29 protein-coding genes are annotated in these 26,496 nt (G+C 40.7%); 22 read left to right on the top strand and 7 right to left on the bottom strand.

The window, feature by feature from the left end:
- Nucleotides 1–10: 10 nt before the first annotated feature.
- The 9 genes from ERX27_RS05780 (at nt 11) to ERX27_RS05820 (ending at nt 8,486) form a co-directional block, all read left to right on the top strand.
- Entirely contained in the window at nt 11–1,114 is a 1,104-nt protein-coding gene (locus ERX27_RS05780; protein ID WP_133431884.1) for a GNAT family N-acetyltransferase, read from the top strand.
- Between the two features lie 110 nt (nt 1,115–1,224).
- Nucleotides 1,225–1,698 carry a GNAT family N-acetyltransferase gene (locus ERX27_RS05785; RefSeq protein WP_133431885.1) on the top strand — a complete coding sequence of 158 codons (474 nt, stop codon included), beginning with the start codon at nt 1,225–1,227 and terminating at the stop codon, nt 1,696–1,698.
- A 77-nt stretch (nt 1,699–1,775) separates the two neighbouring features.
- Nucleotides 1,776–3,071, top strand: coding sequence for an HD domain-containing protein (locus ERX27_RS05790; RefSeq protein WP_133431886.1), 1,296 nt, complete (start codon nt 1,776–1,778; stop codon nt 3,069–3,071).
- Nucleotides 3,072–3,083: 12 nt separating this feature from the next.
- On the top strand, nt 3,084–3,590 hold the full coding sequence (locus ERX27_RS05795; RefSeq protein WP_133431887.1) for a YwhD family protein: 507 nt from the start codon (nt 3,084–3,086) through the stop codon (nt 3,588–3,590).
- 132 nt (nt 3,591–3,722) lie between these two features.
- Nucleotides 3,723–4,133 carry a YwiB family protein gene (locus tag ERX27_RS05800; RefSeq protein ID WP_133431888.1) on the top strand — a complete coding sequence of 137 codons (411 nt, stop codon included), beginning with the start codon at nt 3,723–3,725 and terminating at the stop codon, nt 4,131–4,133.
- Entirely contained in the window at nt 4,130–5,788 is a 1,659-nt protein-coding gene (gene argS, locus ERX27_RS05805; RefSeq protein ID WP_133431889.1) for an arginine--tRNA ligase, read from the top strand. The genes ERX27_RS05800 and argS overlap by 4 nt, the downstream gene beginning before the upstream one ends.
- A 58-nt stretch (nt 5,789–5,846) precedes the next feature.
- Complete coding sequence (locus ERX27_RS05810) at nt 5,847–6,656, top strand: ABC transporter substrate-binding protein (protein ID WP_133431890.1); 810 nt, start codon at nt 5,847–5,849, stop codon at nt 6,654–6,656.
- Nucleotides 6,634–7,557 (top strand): FecCD family ABC transporter permease, encoded by a 924-nt coding sequence (locus ERX27_RS05815; protein WP_133431891.1) that lies wholly within the window; start codon nt 6,634–6,636, stop codon nt 7,555–7,557. The genes ERX27_RS05810 and ERX27_RS05815 overlap by 23 nt, the downstream gene beginning before the upstream one ends.
- A gap of 2 nt (nt 7,558–7,559) precedes the next feature.
- Complete coding sequence (locus ERX27_RS05820) at nt 7,560–8,486, top strand: magnesium transporter CorA family protein (protein ID WP_165983103.1); 927 nt, start codon at nt 7,560–7,562, stop codon at nt 8,484–8,486.
- Here the strand turns inward: ERX27_RS05820 and ERX27_RS05825 are convergent.
- Complete coding sequence (locus ERX27_RS05825; RefSeq protein WP_133431893.1) at nt 8,465–8,986, bottom strand: NUDIX hydrolase; 522 nt, start codon at nt 8,984–8,986, stop codon at nt 8,465–8,467. The genes ERX27_RS05820 and ERX27_RS05825 overlap by 22 nt on opposite strands.
- 80 nt (nt 8,987–9,066) lie before the next feature.
- Here ERX27_RS05825 and ERX27_RS05830 point away from each other — a divergent pair, with 80 nt between their 5' ends.
- The 4 genes from ERX27_RS05830 to ERX27_RS05845 all read left to right on the top strand — a co-directional run bounded on the left by ERX27_RS05830 (nt 9,067) and on the right by ERX27_RS05845 (nt 12,593).
- Complete coding sequence (locus tag ERX27_RS05830) at nt 9,067–9,759, top strand: hypothetical protein (RefSeq protein ID WP_133431894.1); 693 nt, start codon at nt 9,067–9,069, stop codon at nt 9,757–9,759.
- A 9-nt stretch (nt 9,760–9,768) separates the two neighbouring features.
- Complete coding sequence (locus ERX27_RS05835; RefSeq protein WP_133431895.1) at nt 9,769–10,560, top strand: alpha/beta fold hydrolase; 792 nt, start codon at nt 9,769–9,771, stop codon at nt 10,558–10,560.
- Nucleotides 10,561–10,651: 91 nt separating this feature from the next.
- Entirely contained in the window at nt 10,652–11,431 is a 780-nt protein-coding gene (locus ERX27_RS05840; RefSeq protein WP_133431896.1) for an alpha/beta fold hydrolase, read from the top strand.
- Between the two features lie 118 nt (nt 11,432–11,549).
- A complete protein-coding gene (locus ERX27_RS05845; protein WP_133431897.1) occupies nt 11,550–12,593 on the top strand; it encodes a hypothetical protein in 1,044 nt (347 codons plus the stop codon).
- A gap of 19 nt (nt 12,594–12,612) precedes the next feature.
- On the opposite strand, the gene ERX27_RS05850 is transcribed toward ERX27_RS05845, so the two are convergent.
- On the bottom strand, nt 12,613–13,113 hold the full coding sequence (locus tag ERX27_RS05850) for a helix-turn-helix domain-containing protein (RefSeq protein WP_133431898.1): 501 nt from the start codon (nt 13,111–13,113) through the stop codon (nt 12,613–12,615).
- A gap of 184 nt (nt 13,114–13,297) precedes the next feature.
- Between ERX27_RS05850 and ERX27_RS05855 the strand changes: the two genes are divergently transcribed.
- Together ERX27_RS05855 and ERX27_RS05860 are read left to right on the top strand one after the other, a co-directional pair.
- A complete protein-coding gene (locus ERX27_RS05855; RefSeq protein ID WP_165983105.1) occupies nt 13,298–13,774 on the top strand; it encodes a glutathione peroxidase in 477 nt (158 codons plus the stop codon).
- A 38-nt stretch (nt 13,775–13,812) separates the two neighbouring features.
- Nucleotides 13,813–14,064 (top strand): hypothetical protein, encoded by a 252-nt coding sequence (locus ERX27_RS05860; protein WP_133431900.1) that lies wholly within the window; start codon nt 13,813–13,815, stop codon nt 14,062–14,064.
- 31 nt (nt 14,065–14,095) lie between these two features.
- On the opposite strand, the gene ERX27_RS05865 is transcribed toward ERX27_RS05860, so the two are convergent.
- On the bottom strand, nt 14,096–14,377 hold the full coding sequence (locus tag ERX27_RS05865; RefSeq protein WP_133431901.1) for a hypothetical protein: 282 nt from the start codon (nt 14,375–14,377) through the stop codon (nt 14,096–14,098).
- 146 nt (nt 14,378–14,523) lie between these two features.
- Between ERX27_RS05865 and ERX27_RS05870 the strand changes: the two genes are divergently transcribed.
- The 3 genes from ERX27_RS05870 to ERX27_RS05880 all read left to right on the top strand — a co-directional run bounded on the left by ERX27_RS05870 (nt 14,524) and on the right by ERX27_RS05880 (nt 17,461).
- A complete protein-coding gene (locus ERX27_RS05870) occupies nt 14,524–15,528 on the top strand; it encodes an aldose epimerase family protein (RefSeq protein WP_133431902.1) in 1,005 nt (334 codons plus the stop codon).
- 65 nt (nt 15,529–15,593) lie between these two features.
- On the top strand, nt 15,594–16,601 hold the full coding sequence (locus ERX27_RS05875) for a hypothetical protein (RefSeq protein ID WP_133431903.1): 1,008 nt from the start codon (nt 15,594–15,596) through the stop codon (nt 16,599–16,601).
- 14 nt (nt 16,602–16,615) lie between these two features.
- On the top strand, nt 16,616–17,461 hold the full coding sequence (locus ERX27_RS05880) for a TcaA NTF2-like domain-containing protein (protein WP_133431904.1): 846 nt from the start codon (nt 16,616–16,618) through the stop codon (nt 17,459–17,461).
- A 30-nt stretch (nt 17,462–17,491) separates the two neighbouring features.
- Here the strand turns inward: ERX27_RS05880 and ERX27_RS05885 are convergent, their stop codons facing one another.
- The 3 genes from ERX27_RS05885 to ERX27_RS05895 are packed head-to-tail and all read right to left on the bottom strand — an operon-like array spanning nt 17,492 to nt 18,056.
- The gene (locus ERX27_RS05885; protein WP_133431905.1) at nt 17,492–17,683 is read right to left on the bottom strand and encodes a hypothetical protein; all 192 of its coding nucleotides are present in this window, start codon (nt 17,681–17,683) and stop codon (nt 17,492–17,494) included.
- Entirely contained in the window at nt 17,683–17,877 is a 195-nt protein-coding gene (locus tag ERX27_RS05890) for a hypothetical protein (RefSeq protein ID WP_133431906.1), read from the bottom strand. The genes ERX27_RS05885 and ERX27_RS05890 overlap by 1 nt, the downstream gene beginning before the upstream one ends.
- Nucleotides 17,877–18,056 carry a hypothetical protein gene (locus ERX27_RS05895; RefSeq protein WP_133431907.1) on the bottom strand — a complete coding sequence of 60 codons (180 nt, stop codon included), beginning with the start codon at nt 18,054–18,056 and terminating at the stop codon, nt 17,877–17,879. The genes ERX27_RS05890 and ERX27_RS05895 overlap by 1 nt, the downstream gene beginning before the upstream one ends.
- A 189-nt stretch (nt 18,057–18,245) precedes the next feature.
- Here ERX27_RS05895 and ERX27_RS05900 point away from each other — a divergent pair, with 189 nt between their 5' ends.
- Nucleotides 18,246–19,259 (top strand): LysM peptidoglycan-binding domain-containing protein, encoded by a 1,014-nt coding sequence (locus tag ERX27_RS05900; protein WP_133431908.1) that lies wholly within the window; start codon nt 18,246–18,248, stop codon nt 19,257–19,259.
- A 35-nt stretch (nt 19,260–19,294) separates the two neighbouring features.
- On the opposite strand, the gene ERX27_RS05905 is transcribed toward ERX27_RS05900, so the two are convergent.
- A complete protein-coding gene (locus ERX27_RS05905) occupies nt 19,295–19,912 on the bottom strand; it encodes a thermonuclease family protein (RefSeq protein WP_165983104.1) in 618 nt (205 codons plus the stop codon).
- A 66-nt stretch (nt 19,913–19,978) separates the two neighbouring features.
- Between ERX27_RS05905 and ERX27_RS05910 the strand changes: the two genes are divergently transcribed.
- From ERX27_RS05910 to ERX27_RS05920, 3 genes are all read left to right on the top strand, one after another.
- Nucleotides 19,979–20,920 carry a YeiH family protein gene (locus tag ERX27_RS05910; RefSeq protein WP_133431910.1) on the top strand — a complete coding sequence of 314 codons (942 nt, stop codon included), beginning with the start codon at nt 19,979–19,981 and terminating at the stop codon, nt 20,918–20,920.
- A 98-nt stretch (nt 20,921–21,018) separates the two neighbouring features.
- Nucleotides 21,019–22,392 carry a hypothetical protein gene (locus ERX27_RS05915; RefSeq protein WP_133431911.1) on the top strand — a complete coding sequence of 458 codons (1,374 nt, stop codon included), beginning with the start codon at nt 21,019–21,021 and terminating at the stop codon, nt 22,390–22,392.
- 424 nt (nt 22,393–22,816) lie between these two features.
- Nucleotides 22,817–26,496 (top strand): Rib/alpha-like domain-containing protein (locus tag ERX27_RS05920; protein ID WP_133431912.1); only part of this gene is annotated, 3,680 nt, incomplete at its 3' end.

Below are 26,496 nucleotides of genomic sequence, written 5' to 3' on the forward strand. Positions count from 1 at the left end.
GAGGGATTCTATGATTTACACGAGATTTGAGACCATTCCGTTCGAACAGGTCACTGATCTGCACATCAATAAAGACTATCTTAAATATATGATGAATGGCATGGAGCGCGGCATCACAAATGTACACGCTAAAGTAGAAGTGCTATTGATAGATGGACACTTAATTCCATACAGCGTTAAATCAGGTGCTTATAATGACAGCTGGATTCATTCATTTACCGGGCAATATATCGAGGAAATGGTCAGTGAAGTTGAACGCATGACCCTACCTTCTATTGCTCGAAAGGGTGCTGCTCTCCTGCTCAGTGCAGGGCGATTAATCTTAAAAGGAACAAGGGAAAAGACAGTCACGGTCTTCCCGTCATTTATGTCAACGACGCTCTATAGCGATAATCAGCTGAAGTATATCAGTCAGCTGACAGAAGAACTAAGCCGCCGCTACCCTCGTCATGCGCTTGTCTTCAGGACAGTCAGCGAAGAAGCAGTTAAAGAGCAGCTGGAAGCAGCGGGCTACGCACCGTTGATTTCACGCGCCATCTATGTTTATGATGCTGCTGAGTCTCATACTAAGAATGAACGAAAAGACCTGAAAAAAGATATTAAAAAACTGGAGAAAAGCGGACTGTCCGTATCTGATGAACTATCAGCAACTGACTTTGATGCACTCATTCCTTTATATACTCAAGTTTATCTTGATAAATATTCTATACATAACCCGCACTACACCGCTGACTTTTTCCGTTTTATATATGACTATGTGCCCCTTAAATGGTTTGTTCTAAGAGACGGTGACCATATCGTTTCGTTTATGGTGGTGCAGCAAAAAGGGGATATGCTCTTTCCGGCATATTTTGGCATGGATCAGTCTTATAAAGGATTATATTTTATGACAAGCGGACTGCTCTATCAGTATGCTAATGATAAAGGGCTCAAAATCAATAACAGTGCGGGCGCAAAAGACTACAAATTAGCGCGAGGCTCGAGACCTTTTCTTGAATATCACCTCGTCTATACGAAACATCTGAAAATCGAGCAGCGTATCTTCTATGATTTATTTGTTAAATGCGCCACACCCCTCGGTGCATTTTTACTCAAAAAACTCCAGTTTAAATAAATAGTTTATCTACTATTCTGACAATTTTAGGCGTATAATAAATCTATCATTTTAAAAAGAACAGTCGGACGCAGGTCCGTCTTTTCTTTTTTTATAACGAGGTGTGGAATATGGTTAATATCAGAAAAGCGAATGTAGAAGATATACCGGCTATTCGCCGTGTTGCGACGATGGCCTGGCATGACACTTATCAGAATATCGTAGCAGCAAGCACAATCGCACAATTTCTTTCTGCAGCTTACAGTGATGAACGTCTGACTAAAAGACTGGATAGTTCTGTATTTCTAGTGGCAGAGGAAAATAACGAAGTCGTTGGTTTTACAAACTTTATCAACGGCACAGAACTCTTCTTATCAGCCATTTACGTTATACCCGGTTACCAGCGTCAGAATATTGGCGGCAGACTCATTGCGGCTGGTCTTGAAATCTGTAACGACTATCATGAACTTTTCGTTGAAGTGGCAAGCGATAATGAAACAGCCGGTAACTTCTACCGTAAAAATGGATTTGTACTTGTTCGTGAATACGAAGAAAACTTGTTCGGAGAGAAAGTCACAACAGGTTTACTGAAGAAAAAACTATAATTAGACGAGGAAACGCGATACGAGAGCGTTTCCTTTTTTTATGGTAAAATTGATATATTCTATGTTGGAGGACACGAATGAGCTATCAATTTCAGAAAATGCCTGAAGAAAAAGTATTTAAGGATCCAGTCCATCGTTATATCCACGTCAGAGACCAGCTGATCTGGGACCTGATTAAAACGAAGGAATTTCAACGACTGAGACGTATCAAGCAGCTCGGCACACTCTATCTGACGTTCCCGTCTGCAGAGCATTCAAGGTTCACACATTCGCTCGGTGTATATGAGATTGTAAGACGGATGATTGATGAAATCTTCAGAAACAGACCGGCCTGGCATAACGAGGATCGACCGCTTGCGCTTTGTGCAGCGCTTCTGCATGATTTAGGGCACGGACCATTCTCACATTGTTTTGAGAAGATATTCAATACCGATCACGAAGCCTATACCCAGGCTATTATTACAGGTGATACAGAAGTCAATGCTATCTTGTCCCGTGTACATCCAGGTTTCGCTCAGGAAGTAGCTGATGTCATCAACAAGACGCACAAAAATAAACTGGTCATCTCGATGATCTCTTCACAGATAGACGCTGACCGTATGGATTATCTGCAGCGAGATGCTTACCATACAGGTGTAAGCTACGGCAGTTTTGATATGGAGCGTATCTTAAGGCTTATGCGTCCGACAGAAGATGAAGTCGTCATTAAAGAAAGTGGCATGCATGCGGTTGAAGATTACTTGATGAGCCGTTATCAGATGTACTGGCAGATTTATTTTCATCCGGTCAGTAGAGGCGGCGAAGTACTGCTGAACCGTTGTTTTAAACGGGTAAAAGTATTATACGAAGCAGGCTATCAGTTTAAGTCACAACCCATGCATCTGCTGCCGTTTTTTGAAGATGCGGTCTCTGTTCAGGATTACTTAAGGTTGGATGAGACGGTTCTATTTTTCTATCTCCAGGAGTGGATGAACGAGGGAGATGCTATTTTAAGTGATTTGTCGCGTCGATTTGTGAACCGGGATCTATTTAAATATTTACCGTTTGATGGTTCTGTCATTACAATCGGTGAACTGACAGAGCTCTTCACGCAGGCAGGTATTGATCCGGAATATTATTTTGTATCAGATGCATATAGTGATCTGCCTTATGACTATGACCGACCAGGCTCGAAAAATAACCGTAAGCCCATTCATCTGCTGACAAGGCAGGACCAGATAAAAGAGATTAGTACTCAGTCCGTCATCATCAATAGTATTACCGGCGTCAATCGGATGGATTATAAACTCTACTATCCAAAAGAGATGATTGTGAACATAAAAGATCCAGCAATTAAAGGCGCCATCATTAATCTGCTGAATGAATTAAACTAGAGGTGAAGTCAAATGGCACAATTTCAGTTCAATATTATTAAGAACGACCCTTTAGACGGGCACAAAGGAACAAATGCAGGTTCTATCAGTCTTGAAAATGTCGCACCGGTCTTTATTGACGTACTGGAGAAGCGTGCTTTTATAGATATCGGTGCGATGCACGCCAGAAGTGAAGTGGAAAAACGCGTGAAATGGATAGATGACGAGCAAGAAGTAAAAGGCGCGGATGCTAAACCTTACTGGCTGGTCTGGGTGACAACAGAACGGGGTGCAAACGGCCCTTACTATGCTGGGGTGACAGCCTGCTACATGCTCGTCAATAAAACGAAAAAAAGAGCATTCAAGCGCATGCATGAACATGTCAACATGATGGATAAATCGATGAAACATCACTTTATTCTCGACCAGATTGGTGATGACAATAAGCAAGTTCTCGCTGAATTTCTAGAGCAGCATAACAAAGGGATGTGGCAGAATGCGCCGCAGGAACTAAAAGCGCAGTTAAATGTGTCAGAATAGTGAAACCCTTGAATTTTTAGAGTGAGAGTCGTAAGATGGTACTAGCTATCAAAATAGCTAGGACACTAAAGAAAGCAGGTCACTGTACCTGCTTTCTTTATTTTTTGCTATAATGTTGGCAGGTGAATAAAAATGAAAATTTGGGTAACGACAGAGCAGAAAATTAAACAGCATAATGAACTGCAGAAATTCAGAGGGGAGAGCGCTGGCGAGCTGACCGAAAAACGAGTGGCTTATCTCACTTATACAGAAGAAGTGGGCGACGAGGCAATCGCTGTCAGAGTGAAGCTTGACCCGGCAGGTATCCGTATATCCCGTAAAGGCACGATCAATATGGATTTTCTGTTTATAGAAGGAAAAACAACGCAGAATATTTATGAAACCCCAGCAGGACGTACTGTCATGGATGTCCATACTACAAAACTCGACTATAAAAAACTATCGGCCGGTGGCCGTCTTGTCATTGAATATGAACTCAGTGAGCAGAACATCAGTCACGGGCATTTTAGATATCAACTAGACTATAAGGAGAGATTACAATGAATATTGTTAACGCGCTCAAAAGTACTTTGATCGAAGAAATCAAAGCTGCTATTTTAAAGGCAGAACTCGTGACTGAAGTACCTGAAATTAAGATTGAAACACCGAAAGATACAGCAAATGGAGATTATGCTTCTAATATTGCGATGGTATTGACAAAGCTTGCTAAACGTAATCCGCGTGAAATTGCCCAGCTGATCGTAGATAACCTCAATGCATCTAAAGCACATGTTGAAAAAGTGGAAATTGCCGGCCCTGGTTTCATCAACTTCTACATGGATAACAGTTATCTGACAGATATTATCTCTCAAGCCTTATCTCAGCAGGACAAATTCGGCCATCAGTCTGAACAGAAAGAAGAGAAAATTCTTCTTGAATATGTATCTGCGAACCCGACAGGCGATTTGCATATCGGACATGCACGTAATGCGGCAGTCGGTGACACACTGGCCAATGTTCTCGCGGCAGCAGGTTATCCGGTAGAAAGAGAATATTACATCAATGATGCCGGTAAACAGATTGAGAACTTAGCGTATTCAATTGAAGCACGTTACCTGCAGGCACTCGGTCAGGACGCAGAACTCCCGGCAGATGGTTACCACGGTAAAGATATCATCGGTATCGCAGAAGACCTTGCTAAGAAGGATGCGAGCTACAAGGATATGCCGTCTGAGGAACGTCTGAAAGCGTTCCGTCAGCTAGGTCTGGAATATGAGATGAAGAAACTGAAACAGGATCTCTCTGATTTCAATGTTCATTTTGACAACTGGTTCAGTGAGACAACGTTATACGAGACAGGTAAAATTGATACGGCGCTGTCTAAGATGCGAGACAATGGTTATATTTTTGAAGAAGACGATGCGACATGGTTACGGACTACTGATTTCAAAGACGATAAAGACCGTGTCCTGATTAAGAAGGACGGCAGCTATACTTACTTCCTGCCTGACATCGCCTATCATTATGACAAAATTGAACGCGGTAACGATACGCTGATCAATTTATTCGGTGCTGACCATCATGGTTATATCCCACGTCTGAAAGCGTCTCTTGAAACACTGGGTATCGATTCAGAACGTCTGGAAGTTCAAGTGATGCAGATGGTTCGTTTGATGAAAGACGGCCAGGAGATGAAGATGAGTAAGCGTACGGGGAATGCCATTACATTACGTGACATCATGGACGAAGTAGGTATTGATGCTGCACGTTATTTCCTGACGATGCGAAGCCCTGACACGCATTTTGACTTCGATATGGAACTTGCGACAAGTGAATCAAGTGATAATCCTGTTTATTATGCTCAGTACGCACATGCGCGTATCTGTTCAATCATTAGAGCGGCAAAAGAACAGGGAATCGAGATTGATTCAAATGCAGATTTCAGTCTTATCACAAATGATAAAGCGTTTGAACTGTTGAAACGTGTTGCTGACTTTGAAAGTACAATAGAATCGGCAGCAGAACACCGTGCCCCGCACCGTATTACAAACTATATTCAGGATTTAGCAAGTCATTTCCATAAATTCTATAATGCAGAGAAAGTTCTGACAGAAGATGCTGCGAAGTCAAGCGCACATGTTGCGATGATTGAAGCGGTCAGAATCACATTGAAAAATGCACTGGCATTAATCGGTGTTTCTGCACCGGAAAAGATGTAAATCCTAAGCGGAACTGAAGAATCAGTTCCGCTATTTTTCTATATTAAGGGAGATGTCGATGAAAAAGTCAGTATTAATATTCTCGTTATTTATGCTCAGTGGTTGTCAGGCGGATCAATCGGGAGATCGAATCGTCAGTCTGATGCCAAGCAATACAGAGATTCTTTATGAAATGGGGCTCGGCGATGAAGTCGTCGGTGTTTCAACAAATGATGACTACCCAAAAGATGTAAAGACTAAAGAACAGTTTGACAGTTTTAATCTCAATAAAGAACAGTTACTGCGAGCGAAGCCTTCAGTGATTGTCACCCATGAATCTGCACGTGCGAGTCAGCAGAAAGTACTGGATTCTCTAAAAGATAAGGGTATCAAGATTGTCTATGTCAAAGAGGCGAAGAAGCTGGATGAGATAGATGACACAGTGATGCAGATTGCTGAATCGGTGGATCATGAAAAAGAAGGTAAAGAGCTGGCAGAGCGCATTGATCAGGATAAGAAAAGGGTCCTGAAAAAGTACAGCCATTTACCTGAAAAGAAAGTATTTATTGAAGTTTCATCAGAGCCGGACATCTATACAGCAGGCCAGCATACGATTATGGACGATATGCTGTCGAAACTTAAAATGTCTAACACATTCCATGATATAGAAGGATGGCAGCCAGTTGCTCTTGAAACAGTCGTGCGACGAAAACCGGATGTCATGCTATCTGTGACGGGTGCTAAGGCTGAGGATTACAGGGCACTTGTCAAGAAGCGTCCAGGACTGAAAAATGTAAAGACCCATACATTGAACGATGACTGGATAACGCGCCCGGGTCCAAGAATCTCGAAAGGACTGGAAGAGCTTGCAAAAGCGCTGGAAGATTAAGCTCGCCTGCGTCCTGATAGGTGTTATGTTCTGTCATATTTTCTTTGTCAAAGGACATCTTCTGCCAGTCGATGCCTTTGACTGGCTGATTATCCGTGATATCAGGTTGCCACGCACGATACTCGGATTCCTGACAGGTTTCATCCTTGCGATCACAGGAGCAGTTTTTCAGACCATCTTCAATAATAAACTAGCTGATTCTTTCACACTTGGTATCGCAGGCGGTGCAAGTCTCGGTAGTGCGCTTGCGGTCGTGATAGGTATATCAGCGGCAGTCATGAGTGTCGCAGGAAGTCTGCTGACGCTTCTCGCAGTCGTCTTGCTCACGCAGCTTTATTTTCGTCATGAGCAGCGTACAGGTATGATACTTTTCGGTATGTTTATTAATTTCTTCTGTTCAAGTGCACTGTATGGCCTGGTCATCCTATGGCCAGGCCAATCGAGACAGCTCTTAAATTACCTTTTCGGCAGTATCGGCACAGCCGAATGGCAGAATATCTATGTGCTTATTCCCGTTACTTTAATCGGCCTGGCTGTTCTCCTTAAACTGGCCCGTCCTATCATGATAGTTGCGAGCGGTGAGACCATTGCACGCGGTGTAGGCGTTGAACAGCAGAAAGTGGAATATACAGCGCTCATTATCTCTTCAATCATGACTGCTGTTCTGGTCAGTATAACCGGCATTATCGGGTTTGTCGGATTGATTGTGCCGCAATTTTTTAAACAGACAACAACGCTGCTGATAACAGGTATAGTAGGCGGAATTGCAGTTATAGCAGCAGATTTTCTGGGTAATAATATGTTGACGCCATTACAGATACCCGTCAGCGTGCTTCTTTCACAAGTAGGACTTCCTTTACTGATGATGATCATGCTCAAAAAAGAATGGAAAAGGAGATAGCGATGACTACTTACTATCATTATCATGATGGCAGCTGGACCAAACAGACACTTCATTTAGATACTATCAGGCCAGAAGAGATGACCTGGACAGAACGGATTGATGAAATGTCGGGCCTGACTGGAAATATACTGAAGATTGAAACTAGAGAAGACCATGAGTCATTATGGGGCTCACATATTTACAGACAGAGTCTGGAGGACGAATCTGATCACGCAGACTTTCAGTTTTATCTCGACAGGGATGACTTAGTCTTGATCAATATCGATGTACCGAAGATGTTCTCCTATACAGAAGCAGAACTCTTGAATGACAAGAGTAAGCGTTCAGCCGTCGAGACATTCTATATCATCATCAAAAATACGACACATGAATATATGTCGCAGATCGATATATTTGAGCAGAAATTGCATTCAATTTTATGGGAAGTTAAAGAGCGTAACAACATCAAGATTCTTAATCAGGTAGCTGAAGCGGACCATCAGCTGCTGCTCTGTAAAACACAGATTGTGACGGTGACTGAACTCTTTATGATGACTGAAGAAGTTTTTGGCAAGGAAATTACTGAAAGCAGATATCATCATCAGATGAAGATGCGTGTTGAACGTGCACGTTTCTTGATCAATGCTTATGAAGAAGAGATTGATGCATTACTTGACTTCGAGAACCTTGTCTCATCATACCGAGGCAACGAGATCACGAAAACATTAACGATTTTCACTGCTTTGTTTGCGCCAGCGACACTGCTCGGGGCTATATGGGGAATGAACTTTAAACATATGCCTGAACTGGACTGGAAACTTGGCTACTTAATTGCACTTCTATTGATGGTAATGGTGACTTATACCATCTATATCTATTTGAAAGGTAAAGGCTGGATGGGCGATCTGCTTGATAACAAGTCGCATCATAAAAATAAGTTTTTCTGATAGAGATGGAACTGATAAAGTGAAGCAATATGGAGTGCGTTCTGAAACTGACCATTGATAATAGCTGTTTCAGCTTCAGAGAGAGGCATGAGTTCAGTAGAGATAACTTCGAATGAATCCATTTGAGTCTGGCCTGTATCAATCGTTTCTTGGATCAGCACCGTATGACAGCGATTCGTCTGTACAGCAGGATTAGGCAGCATCTCGCTTAGCAGTTGACCGTGTCCTTTATAACCGGTCTCCTCCAGTAGTTCACGCTCTGCTGCGGCAATGATTTCTTCTCCATGTTCGATGATTCCGGCAGGTAGCTCCAGTATCTCTTTATCGCAGCCAATTCTATACTGTTTTTCGACAATAAGCTGTCCTTTATGGAAAGCGATAATATTGACCCAGTCAGGCTGTACAATCTGATAAAAGATTCCTTTTTCACCATTAACCATCATTTCCAGTGTCTTAATTTTAAAGATATGATAGTCATGCTGTGCAATTAGTTTTTTCACGAATGATTCCTCCTGTCTATTCGTTACTATCTTAACAAAAAGGGTATAACATAAAAAAACATTTGGTAGAGGAGCTGTGAATGACAGTGGAGAGACAAGATGGAGGTATTTTTGAAACGATTCACTTGGACCAATCTGTAACTTATGCCTCAAGTGTTGAAGCGAATGAGATAGACGTGCAAAGTGGCTCTGTTGTTATTGAAGGACGACTGAATGCGCCTTATTTAAGCAATGCAGGCGGGCTGGAAGTCACATCAACTCTTGAAACAAATGAGCTGGCGAATAAAAAAGAGGCGCATCTGAAAGTCGCAGATAATGTTGTGGCGCAAACCGTTAATAATGCAGGTACTCTGGAACTCGGCCATCACTTTAAGGCAGAAACAATTGAATCGACTGGGAAACTAGTCGCTGCTGGAACGATTGAAGCCACATCGGTACGTTTATCGGGATTCATTCAATTGCATGATATTCGTGCGGAACGCTTGGATATCACCGTCACTCACAATAGTTCAGCTGATTATCTGGCAGCATCAGATATTAGAATCAAGGCTCAGCGAGAAGCTCTTATTTTTAAGGACGATGATCATTCATTAAAAGTAAACGAAATAGACGGCGGAGAGGTCTATTTAGAGAATGTCATCGCTGAACTTGTCAGAGGCGACCGGGTCACTATCGGTCCGAACTGTACCATTAAAGTTGTAGAATATACAGAGGATTACAAACTGGATGAACAGTCTGATGTCCTTGAACTAGGGAAAATAACAAGAGACTAGGAGAACAACATGAATATTATTGTAACGGAAAATGATGTAGCGATTCATTATGAAGTGAGCGGAAGAGGATATCCGCTTATTTTACTGCATGGACAATTTATGAACGTGACTATGTTCAATGACTTTGAGACAGCCTTAAAAGAGCACTATCAGCTGATCAAAATCGATTTAAGAGGGCATGGTTATTCAGATAAACCTTTCAAGATTCGTATAGAAGATTATATGGAAGATGTGCTGACGGTGATGGACGAACTTCTCATCAAGCAGGCTCATTTCCTGGGTTATGGTCTAGGCGGGATGGTCGCAGAAGCTCTCGCAAGCAGTTATCCGGGGATTGTCCAGCGCCTGATTCTGGTGACAGTCGGCAATGAACCGTTTAACGTCTCAGAAGATAAATTTCAAGCGCAGTACTCTAATATCCTGCGGACGATGAAGCCTGAAAAACGTGAAAAGTTTCTTGAAGAGTATATGTATCATGATGCTAAAAAAGTGAACAGATGGAAGAAGTCACTGCGCGATACAGATACTAACTTAACTAAACGAGAACGGCTGGCCGTCATTCGTTCAACAGAGAATATTGATTTACTCCGGAGCGCACATCTTATCACAGCGCCAACACTTATCATCAGCGGTAAACATGATGAACTGATTAAACCGGATAATGGTTATACATTAAACAGAGAAATACCGAATAGTTTTCATTATCTTTATGAAAACAGCGGACATGCACCTATGATTGAGGAAAAAGAAAGATTTCTTGAAGATGTTCAGACATTTCTCTCTATAGAAACACAAGTTTAAAGAAACACAGTCATGTGTTTCTTTTTTATTTATCTATAATTATTTACAACAGTGAAAATTGGGTAATAGACTAGAAAGGAGGAGCTTGATTATGAGTGAATTTAAATCGATGGACGGCACAATGATTAATTATGAATCAACAGGCTCCGGTGAACCGCTTATTATGATACATGGAATAAATGGTAACCTGAAGATGTTTGAAGGAATAAAAGAAATTCTCGCAGAAAACTACCGCGTTATTACATATGATGTCAGAGGTCATGGCCGTTCAGACCGGCCTGTCAATTATACTTTGGATGATCATATAGATGATTGTTTAGAACTTTTCACACATTTAGATATCAAGAAAGCGCATATTTTAGGGTATTCAATGGGATCTTATATTGCATTAGGCTTAGTCACACGTTATTCGCGCAAAGTAGATAAACTAATCTTAGTAGGTGCAAAATCTAATGCAGCAGTCAGTTCATTTGCCCGTATCATGATGGAACATCGAAGTGAGATTAAAAATAAATCTAAAAAAGAAGTCCTTGAAGTTCTGGATAACTACATTTTCTATAATAAAGATAAAGTGAAAGCATGGCAGAGCGACATGAATCATTACAGTAGTACGTTAGATGCAAATGAAGAAGCAGTCGCTTCTAGAAGTATCAGTGGTTTTGATTATCGCAATGATTTGTCTAAAGTGCCTAATCCGACTCTTCTGATCACAGGTGAACATGACCAGCTGAACCCGCCTGAAGAAAGTGAACTGATTGCTCGGAAAATACCGAACAGTCAGCTTGTGAGATTTAAGTATTCCGGACATGCACCTCTTGCGGAGGAACCTGAACGTTTTGTAGCAGAAGTACAATCATTTTTAAGACAGTGAGAATAGAGAGAAGAAGATAACTTCGACAACAGTCGAAGTTATTTTGTAGAGATAAGCTATACAGATGTAAGAGGCGTCCGCTATAATATATAAGTGAAAAAGATTATTGAGGTGTAAGATGTCGAACAAGTTTAGTTTAGAACAGATGACAGAAGAGGAAATCAAGCACTTCGAGCAGCCGCTTGCTTTTTATCTTCAGCATGAGAAGATGGAAACATTAAAAAATATCTGTAAATATTATCAGATGAAAGGCTATTCAAATAAAAAGAAGAGTGAGCAAATTGACTTAATTGTTTCTCATGTCTTTAAGGACTTTACAGCGGCTGACCGCATGTTCGAGAACATGTCTGTAGAGAACTATAACGTGTTAAACCATTTACTGATTGCAGACGTATTCTCTTCAGAAGAAAACAGAGAAGTACCTGCTCAGCATTTCTTATTTGTTAAGGACGGCTATGTATTTATCCCGGTGGATATAAAAGAATATTTAAGACGCTATGTGGTTGAAAAAAGTCAGTCACAGGAACTGAGCGATGGCGTTAAGCTGCTTGTCAGTGCTGTTAACCTGTATGGTTACTTCTCACTCGCTCATTATAGAGTACTTGCTGAACGCTTTATGTCCAGTCAGCAGACAGAAGAGCAGCTGGCTGAAGAACTGCATGGAGTTGCTACTATAAAAGATGGTTTTGTATTAAATCCGCTTATTGAAGCTGCTCATTTTAGCGGTGTCGGCATAGAATCTAAACGTCAGTATTACATTCCGGATAGTTGGGAAGATTTCCAGAATTACTTTGCGTTTGAGTATCATGAAGAGAGTTCTGGAATCGAAGTATTACTGCAATTCCTTAAGCCTTATATTATTGATGTCAATCAGCAGAAGGATGTTCGTGATACAATTATTGTGATGATGAAAATGATTGATAATCCTGCGAATTTAACATCTATTCTGCAGGATATGATCGACCAGAGCGTGCTCAGAGCATTCGATGTGAATCAAGCTTCTGTACTGATGCTGAATGCTTACCAGACCATTCGCAACTGGCATCTTGGCGGGTATAAAATGACCGAGATGAAACAGCCTGAAAAACGTGTAATTAATAAACGTGTAGAAAAGAAGAGTAAAAAACGAAAAAAGAAAAATATCAGCCGCCTGAAAAAATAAGCTGCCATTGGCAGCTTATTTACGTCTCGTTCACTACAAGGAATGTAACACTTTCCTGAGTGTGATTGTACCAGTAGTGTGGCTCAGTCGCTTGATACATATATGATTGATGAGGTGTCAGATTATAGTTTTCATCTCCGACCACAAGGGTAAGAGTACCTTCCAGACAGTAAACAAACTCTGTTCCCTTATGAGAAATACGGCTTGAAATCTGCGAATTAGGCTGAATAGTAATTTTGAGGGGTTTGAAAATGCTGTTTACATGATTACTGAGATCCCGGTAGTCAAAATCATTCTTATTCACAACAGTAGGTTCTGTCAGTTCATTGTAATCAAAGAAAGCACTTGGGTGGACACCTAACACATCAGCTATATTGCGTAACGATCCCATAGTCGCATTGCACTTATCTCTCTCTAGTTGTGATAAGAATGGAATAGAGAGCTCTGTTTTCTGTGCAATTTGTTTTAAAGTCATTTTCTTTAATAGGCGTATTTCACGTATCTTTTGTCCGATAGTCAATCCTGACACCTCTCACAATTCTGATTATTGAAATTATAGCATTTATCAGACAAATTAAATATACGTTTTGAATATATTTTTGATGTTTTTGGTCATATTAAAAATTGACTTTAATCTTAAGCAATATAATGGGAAGTGCTTCTTATTATTGCTATAATAGCTGTAATAATCCAAAGGAGCGATCATCATGACAGTTTATGATTACAAGGTGAAACTGAGTAACGGTGAAACATATCAACTGGAACGTTATAAAGGTCAAGTCATTCTTATCGTTAATACAGCAAGTAAATGTGGCTTCACGAAACAATTTGATGGTTTAGAAAAGCTATATCAATTATATAAAGAACAAGGTTTTGTCGTTTTAGGTTTTCCGTGCAATCAGTTCGGGAAGCAAGAACCAGGTTCTGCTGAAGAAGCGGCGAGTGCATGTCGTTTAAATTATGGTGTTACATTCCCGATGCATGAGAAGGTTGATGTCAATGGGGAAAATGCAGACCCGTTGTTCACTTATCTCAAAAAAGAGACAGGGGGTCTGTTAGGCAGTGCGGTCAAATGGAACTTCACTAAGTTTCTTATCGACCGTGAAGGAAATGTAGTTGAACGCTTCGGCCCACAAAAAGAACCTGAAAAAATGACAAAAGATATTGAGAAATATCTCTAGAAATGACATCATTCCAATCAGGGATGAAGGAGTAATAAATGGAAAGTAAGAAAATGGATATTAAATGGGGTACATTGTACCGCCTATTGAACTTTTTAGTGATTATTTTGGTTATTCTGCAGTTTGCGATAGCAAGAGATGTTTCGCTCTTTATTATATTAACGCTTGCTGCTCTTCTCATCACAGGACTACTTGATAGTCTTGATCATCAACGTTTCCGAGAGAATAAGGGACGCCATATATTTGATGCGGTTATCTTAGCGCTCTATACATTGCTGACTTATATCTAAAAAGAACTTTACCTGACCGGTAAAGTTCTTTTTATTGTTCATCTAATTGACGATCGATATTCATGACATAGTCAGACTTCATATGATAAGAATCCATCTGCTCAGTTTCGTTAAAAACAGTAATAAAATGCAGTACTTTAAGTAGCGTGTGTTCATTATTCATACTATCTAATATTTTATTAAAACCAGCTGAGCGGCAACGGATTCTCATAAATGAAGGTGCATCTCGATACTCTTTATTTTTGAATATAGTACATGTCCATCTCTGGCCGAAGCGATCAAAAATTTCATATTTACGCTCAATGGAATCCATGGGTCAGCCCCCTTTGTACACTGTAATAATAAAAAACTTTCGAGTGAAATATTTTTCAGTCAGGTCGTAAAATAATAAGTCATAGGTGAAGTGTGTAATGATTGACTAAAGGGTAAGATATAGTTAATAAAGAGTGGGGTGATAGAATGGAAATTAAAAAGGAAGTATTTGGTTGTTTAAATAGTCAGATAGTCCATCGTTACATCGTTATGACAGATGATATGCGTTTTTCTTTTATTGACTACGGCGCAGCACTGCAGAAGATTGAAATGCCTGACCGTCAGGGTCAGCATGATAATATCATTATCGGCTTCGATACCCTGAAAGATTATATTAACAATAGCACGTATGCAGGCCTATGTATAGGACGAGTTGGTGGAAGAATAGCAAATGCGTCATTTAAGCTAGGCGATCAATCTTATGATCTTGAAAAAAATATGGGCAATCATCATATGCATGGCGGTAAGAATGGTTTAAGCCATCGTATATTTGAGACAGAGATAATCGAAAATGCTAATCAGCAAGAGATTGCGCTGAAGATGATTGCAGAACTGAGAGCAGAAGAAGATGGTTATCCCGGTAATATGAAAGTCCAGATTACCCATACCATTAAAAGTGACAACACATGGACTATTCATTACTTTGCAGTGACGGATCAGGAAACACTCTTCAATCCAACTAATCATACTTATTTTAATCTTAATGGCGGACAGACAGATGTAACTGACCATTTGCTATGCATAGAAAGCGCCAGTTTTCTACAGACAGATGATGAACTGATTCCAACTGGAAAATTAGCAACGGTTGAAGGAGCCATGGACTATAGACAGTCAAGACCAGTCCAGTTAGGGCTGGATACTGCTTACAGGTTAACAGGGGACCCCTGTAAAAAACGTATCGAACTTTTGCATGAAGCATCCGGACGACAGGTTAAGGTTCAAACAGATGCACCCTATGTAGTGGTCTATTCAGCAGAAGGCATGGATTTTACAGATAGTTCTGGACGTCACTTTGACAGCGGGGCAGGTATTGCGCTTGAAACACAATCCATGCCAGATGCTATTCATCATCCTGAACTAGATGACATTCGCCTGAAAGAAACAGAAACCTTTCAGACAGCGACTTCCTACCACTTCAGTGTACTTTCTTAATATTCACCTTTGTGTTCTTCGAGTACTCATTCTATAATTAAAGAAAAAGATTTAGGATGATGAATGTGGATTATAGAGAAGCACTGCATAATTTGAATGATATAGATTTGAAATATATTTATGAGCAGCTCTTTCAGGAAAAGGCAGCAGAACTCCATCAGATTGAGCTTATAGAGTCTATCCGAAAAGAGGTCTTCAGTCCAACCTACCTGAACCGAATCCTGCAATTAATGCCATCAGATGAATACTCACTTTTAATGCACTCTATAGAAGAAGAACACGAATTTGTACCTGTTCCAAGTGAACGAGTGTTCTTTGCACTGCAATCACTTCTGATGTTTGAGACGAAACAAGGAATGATTCTACCATTTGATCTTCGGCGTATGATTAAACAGCTGGATAAGCAGGATATTGAGGTGAAACGTCAGCAACTCGAACAAGATCTGGAGTTTATAACAGGTGTGCTATTTTTGTATGGTTACGTGCACAGACAACATGTTGAGCAACTATATAAGCGATATTTCAATCAGGAACTGTCAGAAGAACGCCTAAATTATCTACTGCAGCTGTTAGGCATTCAGCCGGTAGAAGATATGATTATCTTACCGGTAATCAGAGACGGATTTGTGGCTCAAGAACTGCCTGCATATGATGCAGAACACTACTATGTGCCGGAAAATTTTGCAGAGCTTAAACTGTATGCGGGAAGTCATCATCATCAACATGAAGAAGCACTTAATCATCTTATCGACTTCATTCAGATACATGCATCTGAAGAAGAGGAAGAAATAAGAGAACTGATTGATACTGCTCGTTTTCTGATTATCGCGAGTAATAATGCGAACCTGACTATGGAAGAGCTGATTAATCTGTTTGCCAAGGATTTACCTGAACCTCAGTTTGAAAAGTTTGAACAATTATTTATCACTGCTTTAAATGAGACGAGACTCTGGATTTATGGCGGCAAAAAATTATCAGAAGTCAGTCAGGAAAATGAAGCACAGAAACAAGCTGAAGAAGAAGAGAAGGAAAAAAAGGTAATTAATCTGGATGTCTTTCGAAAAGACATATAAAAAGGTGAGCTGAGATGAAAAAATGGTTAAGTGTAAGTTTAATAGCATTACTTCTCGCAGGATGTGCAGCGAATGATGAGTCGAAGAGAGCGACAGAAAAAACACCTGACACTGTAACATCAGAACAAGCCAGTACTGAAAAAGAAACAACAGAACAACCTGAAACAAAGTCGTCTACAGAGAAGCCGCAAACAGATGCACCAAGTACAGAAACAGCAAATAAAGAAAATGATTCAGTTGAAGGAAACGTATCTGCCACACAGGAACTTGCACAAAGAGTTAATTATTCAGCGCTTGCTAAACAGCAAGTCACAGGTTATATGAAGCAGATGCCGGTCGCATTTAACAGTCGTGATCTAGCACTGTTGAATATTTACGTTAAAGAGGATTCTGAAGCAGCACGTTATTTAAGAAATAAAATTCCGGCAGGTCACTTTGACAATTATAAAATCAATCGTTTTACAATAGATCAAGTGAAGAATGACCGGTTAAAACAGCATGTCATCACGACACGTGTTATGGCTTCAAACGCAACAGGGGGAGAATGGAAAAAAGTCGTGACGGTTTATGATTTAGTCTATAATCCGATCACAAGAACAATGCAGATTTATGATTTCAATGATCAAGGTATCTATGCAGTGGATAATTTGCAGAATAAAGCATTGAATGCTGTCAGCAGTCAGTACAGAACCGCTGCAGAAAAAGAAGCAGGAAGTGCGGTGCGTTTTGAAAAAGCATATCCTGCAGTTGAGCAGGATGCCAGTGGTGCTTATTACCGCTTCAAAGCTGTCGACGCTCAGAACCGGCTCGTTCATTCATATAAATACTATCAAAATACAGGGCAGATTGTTGTAGAATAAAAGAGTGCGCTCAAATTCGAGCGCACTCTTTTATTCTCCCCGACCATCTGATGCTTGAGCGGGATTATTAAGCTGTTCTTTTTGATTATCTGTTAAAGTATCGTCTTTCTTATCTATTCCGTCGATACTGGAGTCGTAATTTTTAGCTGCAGGATCTGTTTGCTGCGTTACTTCTTTATCCACACCATCTAAACTATTATCGTACTGTTTATTGTTAGCCATTATAAAGTCCTCCTTTGAACTTGTGCTTTCACTGTTAAACCTATCAGTTCCTGTTGCTGCTGTATAATAAGCTTCTGCTGCCTGGTCAATCTAGCTAGAAAACCTACAATCACAAACAGAAGAAAAGCGATGACAATAAATGGCGACATCAGCAGAAAAAGACTTAAACCGCTAAGATGTAACCATTCAAACATTACTTATCATCTTCTTCTATCATCTTTTTGTCGGTCGGTGGGTTTGGATCGAGTTCCTGGACGCCTGCATCTGGTGCCACATTCAATGAATCATTGACTAAAGCAGCACTTTCCTCTGCACCTTGCTGGTTTAAATATTCTTTTTCAGTATCAAGAACATCATATTTTTCTTCTGCCATTTTTTCACTCCCTTTTAAAATTAAAAGTTATTAGCTTTTACCCTTCTTGATTTTCAGAAAACCTTCTTTTATTAAGTTTATTTGACAATATCTCAATAAAGTTAGTAAACATGAAAGAAAACTGTAACATCCAAAGTAATATGTCTATGTCATAATTAATCTATTAAAAGAAACCGGAGGAATTAATCGATGAGAAAGAAGGTCTATGCATTAACAGCTACTGCAGGAGCTTGTGCGCTCTATTCACATACAGCAGATGCAAGTGAATATACAGTAAAAGCAAATGATTCATTATGGGCAATCGCAACGCAGTATAATACTTCTGTATCAGAGTTAAAAAGTTTGAATAACTTAACGTCTAACTTGATATTCGTCAATCAGAAACTGCAGATACCAGGCGGCGCTACTTATTCTCGTCCTGTACCAAATACGCAGTCTGGCCAGGCTACTACTGCTGCAATCCATACTGTACAGGCAGGAGAAAGTTTATCGGTCATTGCAGCTAAATATGGGACTTCATATTCTCAGATCATGCGTCTGAATAACCTTAACTCATATTTAATTTTTCCGGGTCAGCGACTGAAAGTAAAAGCAGGTGTGACAGATCAAAGTACTACAGCGCCTGCCACATCAACACCTTCTGCACCTCCCGGAAAATACACAGTTAAATCAGGTGACAGCTTGTGGCTGATTGCAAACAAATTTAATATAACTATTTCAGATATTCAGCGCTGGAACAATTTGAACTCATATCTCATCTTTCCAAATCAGCAGCTTGTAGTTTCAGGAGATACGCGTTCTACTACGACAAAAACTGAACCGCAGTCACCAAGTACAGTCCAGCATGCACCGAGCACAGGGCCTGTTTTCAATCACAGTAATCTGTATGATTATGGTCAATGTACTTGGCATGTTTTCAATCGTCGTGCTGCTATCGGTAAAGGCATTTCTACCTACTGGTGGAATGCAAATAACTGGGCAAATGGTGCACGTAAAGATGGTTATGTGGTTAATAATACTCCAACTGTGGGTTCTATCGCACAATCTACAGAAGGTCCACTAGGACATGTGGCATTTGTTGAACGTGTTAATCCTGATGGTAGTATACTCGTGTCAGAAATGAATTATTATACACCGCCTACAGTAGTGGGTTACCGCACAATCAGCATGGCAGAACGTAGCCGCTACGTCTTTATTCAATAGTAAAAAGCATTGTTTCTCAATGAAACAATGCTTTTTTATAGACCGATTTTTTTGAGAAGCGTATCCAGCAGCTCATCTATAAGCTCATAGAGAAACTGGCGTAATTCCTCTATTATGTCAGTTTCCTGCTGACGTTCTTCTTCTGTGGCATTAAAGCCTTCACCATCTTCATTGACGAATCCATCCATGGACCATATTTTAAGCTTTTTACTTTTAGCCTGCCGTTCAGCTTCCTGCAGTTCAGTTAAATGATCTTTCTGCTGATAAATATAACCGACACGTGCATAGCCTTCACGGACAAGTGATTCGTTGACCATCTTATCCCCGCAGTAAAGGTAGACAAGTTCACGTTTGTAACGGTCATATCTGCCCTTCGAATCATGTTCAATACTAAGGTCGCAGTGTGAGACGAGTGATTTTGTATAATCAGCCGCCTCTAGACTATATGGCTGGACAGGCGTATTTGGTTTCTTGGATTCAGGTGTGTCAATGAGGAGAAGACGCACGGTTTTCTTATGGCCGCGCTGTTTAATAGACAGCGTGTCGCCATCGATTACGCGGTCAAGTGTAACAGGAATATGTTCAGCTGCCTGTACTTGTACTGGTTGTACGCTAAATAGAGTAAGCAGACAAATGATAATAAAAGTTTTCACGTCTTCCTCCTTAATTAGATATTTTAATATTATAGCATTATGTTAAAATAACAGCGAGGTGACGTTATGAAATGGCGTGGAATTTTGCTCTGCCTATGCATCGCAGTGATTGCAACTCTGGCAGGGCAGTGGATGCCGCTGATTGGTGCAGCGGTTTTTAGTATTATCTTAGGGATGTGTGTCAGACCTTTTGTGCAAATGGACAAAGTCAGTACAGGGGTGAAGTTCTGCTCGAAGAACGTGCTTCAGGCCTCAATCATTTTGATGGGACTGACGCTTAATTTTAAAGTAGTGGCATCACTGGGGTGGTCTTCACTTCCGCTCAGTCTGTCTACTATAGCATCGGCACTTATCGCAGGATTAGTTTTAGGTAGAATGCTTCAGGTAAAAAGTAAGCTGAGAACGCTAATAGCAGTAGGTACAGCAATCTGTGGGGGTTCTGCAATTGCGGCAGTGAGCCCGGTCATCGAAGCGGAAGATGAAGAAATAGCCTATGCTATTTCAATCATTTTTCTTTTCAATGTAGTCGCTGTCTTTCTTTTTCCTGCCATTGGCCATATGTTGAATATGTCGCAAGAAACATTTGGCTACTTTGCCGGCTCTGCTATCAATGATACAAGCAGTGTAGTAGCCGCTGCCTATACTTACGGTGTAGAAGCAGGTATGACTGCGACGATAGTCAAATTACTGCGCGCATTGATGATTGTACCCCTTTGTCTTGGTATCGTCTGGATGAACCGCAGAAGCGTTTCTGTAGGGCGCATCTTCCCGTGGTTTATTCTTTATTTCATGATCGCGAGTATTATTGCCACAGTTGTACCGATACCTGCTGGATTAGCTGCAATCATAAAGCAGTCGTCAATGTTTTTAGTTGCTGTTGCGATGAGTGGCATTGGACTGTCAGTAGATTTGAAACAGTTTAGACAGTTGGGTTACCGGCCGGTTTTGTTAGGGGTGTTACTCTGGTTTATTGTCACAGCTGTCAGTCTTGTGATACTTTCTAAGTAGGTGAAAACGATGAGAAAAATAATATTATCAATATTGCTTGCATTTATAGCAATGTTCTTTCAGAAAAATAAGGCAGAATAACTAAGGGGGGATATGGAATGAATTATTTCTGGTTGAATTGCGGATATAACCGCTTTAACCATTTTGAGAATCTCATAGGACAAGTTTCAATCTTTGATTCATCTGTTCACTTCAACCCTTCAGAAGGCTATGCAGCATTCAAGCGTGCCCAGGTCGGTGATAAAGTCATCTTTTATCAGGTGCAGAATAAAATCGGTCTGCTGGGCGCAGGGACAGTCGTTAAGTTCGAGGAACCAAGAAGAGGTCAGATCAAGATTCATTTTAAATACGAGGAGAATTTGCTGCCGCTCACTAAAGATTACCTTGAACGTAATGAGCAGTTGAAAATTTCATTATTCAGAATGAAAGAACAACTTCTCAATCAGATCAACAAAGAAGACTATGAACTGATTATGGGACTAGGACGCGGAGAAGAAAAGATTGACCGCTACTTCCTGATGAGAGAGATGGAAAACTTCCAGACTGATGAGAAATATACCATCTTCACTAAGACGGTAAACGGAATTGAACGTAATGGCTACAAACACTATAAAGAAATGCAACGTGGCGATAAAGTCATCATCTATCGTACAGCGCCGGAGCGCGGAATTTATGGTACAGCAGTTGTCGAAGAAGCGATGCATAAGAAGCCTGTTATGATGGGGCGGACCGATACTACTGCTATCACCATTAAATACACAGGAGACATTGATTACCGGACGATTTATGATCTTGACCGTGAACCGATGCTGAGAGCACAATATTTTGTCGGTGAGAACTGGAATGAATCGGTGACAGAACTGACAAAGATTCAGTATGAGGCCATGCTTAATCCGACTGAACAGGAAGAAGCACCTGCCATCACTTCTTACGCAGAACAGCTGGCTAAAGCAGCGCCGAAGAAACAAGTTAGTATTAAAACATATGAAGCAGGCAATTCAAAGAAGCGTATGACAAATGAATCACATAAGCTAATCCATCTCTTTTTAAATACACATTACAGCCCGAAAGTTCTGGATGTTCTGAAGTTAAGTGAAGAGACACTGTATATGGTTGCCGATGAATGCTGGACTCAAGGGATGTTATATGGCCAGTATGTAAAAGAGGGTGAAGAAATGATAATGAAAGAGGGAATCATCACGCGTGCCCTTAGTAAACAGCAATCCGTAATTATTGAAGATATCGAGTGTATGGATGTGCGTCATTTTAAACCGCTGATCCATGCAGCAGCCGGCAGAACAGTTCAACTAGGTTTAAATGAATCGTCAATCGGTAAAGAAAATGCTACTTATTTAGTGACAGATGACTTTAAATTAATTGGTTTGACTTCATTAACTATTGATGAAGTGAAGGAATACTTTCCAAAGGAAATGCACCCCTACATAAAAGTTTACCAATCAACAAATAAATAGAGGATAAAACCAGAGAACTTGTTTAAGTTTTCTGGTTTTATTTTGAATAAGTTAATCAAGCTTAAAAATGTGTTATTTCATGCAACAAATCGTGTATCAAATTATATTTGTTAATATTTAGTTTAAAAAAATGATTTTAATAAAAATTTACAAAAATATAATATTTAAGTTATTTTATACTAGAAAATGATTTTTGATGCTTTGATGCCTTAAAACCAACTGAAATAAACAGTATTAACTATAAAGAAGTTATAATTTAAAAATGATATTTAAAGATGTGTATAAAAAAGATTAACTACCATAATGATTATAAATCATATTGTCTGATATTTAATTGAAATAAGATATAATAGGGTAGAGTTAATATATTAAAAAGATTTTCAAATTATATAAGCGCATTAATTATAATGCCAATGGAGGAAATATGAATAAGAAGCCTAACAACCGGAGATTTGATTTTATTCCTAACCGTCTGAACAAGTATTCTATCCGAAAATTCACTGTAGGAACAGCGTCGATTCTTATCGGATCATTGTTGTTCCTTGGTCAAGGACATGAAGCGGATGCTGCAGAAGATAACACAACTGCAGGGGCTGCTTCGACAAAAACTCCGACTACTGAAGCGCCAACGACAGAGCAAGCAACAACTGAAGCACCGGCTGCGCCAGTAGCACCTACAAATATATCTTTCAATGCTGATAATACTGTTTTAACAGGTGAAGCGACAGAAGGAACAGTGGCTAAATTAACCTTAGCAAATGGGGAAGTATTGTCTACAGATATCAATGCAGGAAGTTTTATATTTAGCGGCTTATCTGTAGCAGATGGCGAAGTTGTCTCAGTTACTGTACTAGATGCAACTGGACAAGCCAGTGAGACAGTTAAAGTTCAAGCTAATGTAATAGCAACTGAGCCGCCGACGACAGAGAAAGCAACGACGGAAGCGCCGACGACAGAGAAAGCAACGACGGAAGCACCGACGACAGAGAAAGCAACGACGGAAGCACCGACGACAGAGAAAGCAACGACGGAAGCGCCGACGACAGAGAAAGCAACGACTGAAGCACCGACAACAGAGAAAGCAACGACGGAAGCGCCGACAACAGAGAAAGCGACAACGGAAGCGCCGACGACAGAGAAAGCAACGACAGAAGCGCCGACGACAGAGCAAGCAACGATCGAAGCACCGACGACAGAGAAAGCAACGACGGAAGCGCCGACAACAGAGCAAGCGCCGACAACAGAGCAAGCGCCGACAACAGAGCAAGCACCGACGACAGAGAAAGCGACGACAACAGCAGTTTCAGAAACAGCGGTTGCATTAGCTTCTGCTGATACAGTGACAGATAAAGAGCAGGTACTGGCTGATACAGTAGTTTCTAACACCGGTATTTCTTTAGAAAATGCACAAGCATACGTATCGAACTTAAACCTTGATTATGCAAATTTAACAAATGAACAATTATTAACAATTCTTTTACAAGCTATTGTTGATAGTCAAGCTGCTAATCAATTACCGGCAGTAGCGCCAACACAAGATAGTGCACTTGAAAATGCTGAAAGTATTAACTTATCTATTAATGAAATTCAGACGACAGGTATCGATCAGACTATCAGTCTTTCTGGCTTAAGCACATTCAATACATTAACTGCAACTGAAACTACACAAGTCGCAGGGGATTCCACTTTAGTTATTGATGGTGTGAATGTTATTGAATCTGGATCTTCTACTGCTATTCAACATACAGTCAATGGTAAAATTGTTCAGCAATGGACAGGTAATCCACTTGAAACAAATAATACGACAGTAGCTACACCTTTAGAAGGTGTTCGAGTCTATGCACAATGGTATGAGAAAGATGGATTTGCATCACCAATTTTTACAACTACAACAGCCGCAGATGGAACTTATCATATTGTAATGAAAAGTTTGACATTAAATGATGGCACAGTGGTCAACTTTGATGCAGATCCTAACTTACCAGAAGGTGAAAAGTGGCGTGTGTGGGCTGAAACACCTGAAGGATTAAATCTTTACTACTCTTGGGAGAACAGTCAAGTTGGGCCACAATCAGTTGCAATGGATACAAGTTACAATGCCGGCAATGGTATTGGAATGGATCAACTAACTGATATTAATTTTATTTATGTTGCTGAAACAGATAATGCAGTTATGCATGACCTAGCTAATGCTGAAACTAATGTAAGAGTGCCTGGTGAAGAAGGGTATATTACTGGACAAGTATTCTGGAATAACAATGTGAACGTAGGTGCTCAGACAATGGGTGCTACGGCTACATATAGTCCGGGTACAACTGATACCGCCGCACCAAATGTTACTGTAGTAGGTTCATATTTATCTGACTATGCTTTAAATAAAATTTACACTGCTGGACAAACTTATATTGGAAAGGCTATCAGAGGTACTTCATGGACTGATGCTGATGAAGCGAAACTTCAAGCATGGATTAAATCTCAAATTGCTGCTGAAGGCACAGCATTATGGATTGGCGAAACTGTCACTACTACAACTGATAGTAATGGAAATTACGCACTTCAATTTAATGGAACTTATGGAAAAGAATATAATCTTAGAGGATATGATGGACCTCTGAATGACTCAGCACTAAATACAAATGTGGTTCTTCCGGAGTCATTGGCTATTTCTGAAGGTCTTCCAATAGGTTCCACATACGCAGATCTATTTAATCGTGTCGCATCTTCCCCGACAATTGGATCGTGGTATGGTGATGTGAGTACAAGCAGTACTAAGCCAAATATAGAAGCAGCACCAAAGCATATTAACTTAAATTGGACATATGTATCTTTACAAGGTATGGATAGTTTTGGAATTGCCAGTCCTTATTACGGTAATAAATTTGCTTTTGATGATGCGAGTACATCTTGGACAAATACTTATAAAATTGATGCTGTAGCTGATCAGCATATTACGGGTGCTGATTTTGCATTATTTTTAGATGAATTGAAATTTGGTATAATTGATTATAATAATACGACTACTCCAGCATATATTGGCAATACAGTTACCACAGTTACGGCTGGTCTTCCAGCTGGCAGTATGGGTGATAATAAATATGAAATAGTATGGTACGACTCAAATGGAATTGAAGTAGCAAGTACTGGCGTTCAGAGTCCGACTGAACAAGGGACTATTTCTTCGGCAGATTTTATCGTTCCTACGACAGCCAAGCCCGGGGATATTTATACTGCCAAATTATATGCAATTGAACCAGGTGATAATGTGACGCGTTCTCCTTATCCGTTATCTTCAGATTCATTTATAGTCGCAGCTACTCCGTTTGCCATTATTAATGAACCGGACTATATTGACGCAACTGTAGAACCTGGCGAAACTTTGACAGTTTCAGCACCACTCAATTCGGACGGTACAACACCACCGGCAGGCACGAGCTATGCACCGGCAGATGCGACGACCCTGCCGACGTGGGCAGTGGTGAATTCAGATGGTACTATTGCAGTGAATCCAGATATTACTGTGCCAGCCGGACAAACAACGATTCCGGTAACAGTTTCTTATCCAGATGGTTCTTCAGAAGAGATTAATGTAGTGGTGACCGTAGGTACGACCGATGCAGTAGACAACCAGCCGGACTATGTGGATACAACAGTGGAGCCGGGTACAGCGGCAACAATCGCAGCGCCGCTCAATTCAGACGGCACAGCACCACCGGCAGGCACAAGCTATGCGCCGGCGGATGCGACGACCCTGCCGGCATGGGCAGTGGTGAACGCGGACGGCACCATCACGGTGAATCCGGACGCGACGGTGCCGGCCGGACAAACAACGATTCCGGTAACAGTTTCTTATCCAGATGGTTCTTCAGAAGAGATTAATGTAGTGGTGACCGTAGGTACGACCGATGCAGTAGACAACCAGCCGGACTACGTGGATACAACAGTAGAGCCGGGTACAACGGCAACAATCGCAGCGCCGCTCAATTCAGACGGCACAGCACCACCGGCAGGCACAAGCTATGCGCCGGCGGATGCGACAACCCTGCCGGCATGGGCAGTGGTGAACGCGGACGGCACCATCACGGTGAATCCGGACGCGACAGTGCC

This window comes from Macrococcus brunensis, from assembly GCF_004359615.1.
Lineage (GTDB): Bacteria > Bacillota > Bacilli > Staphylococcales > Staphylococcaceae > Macrococcus > Macrococcus brunensis.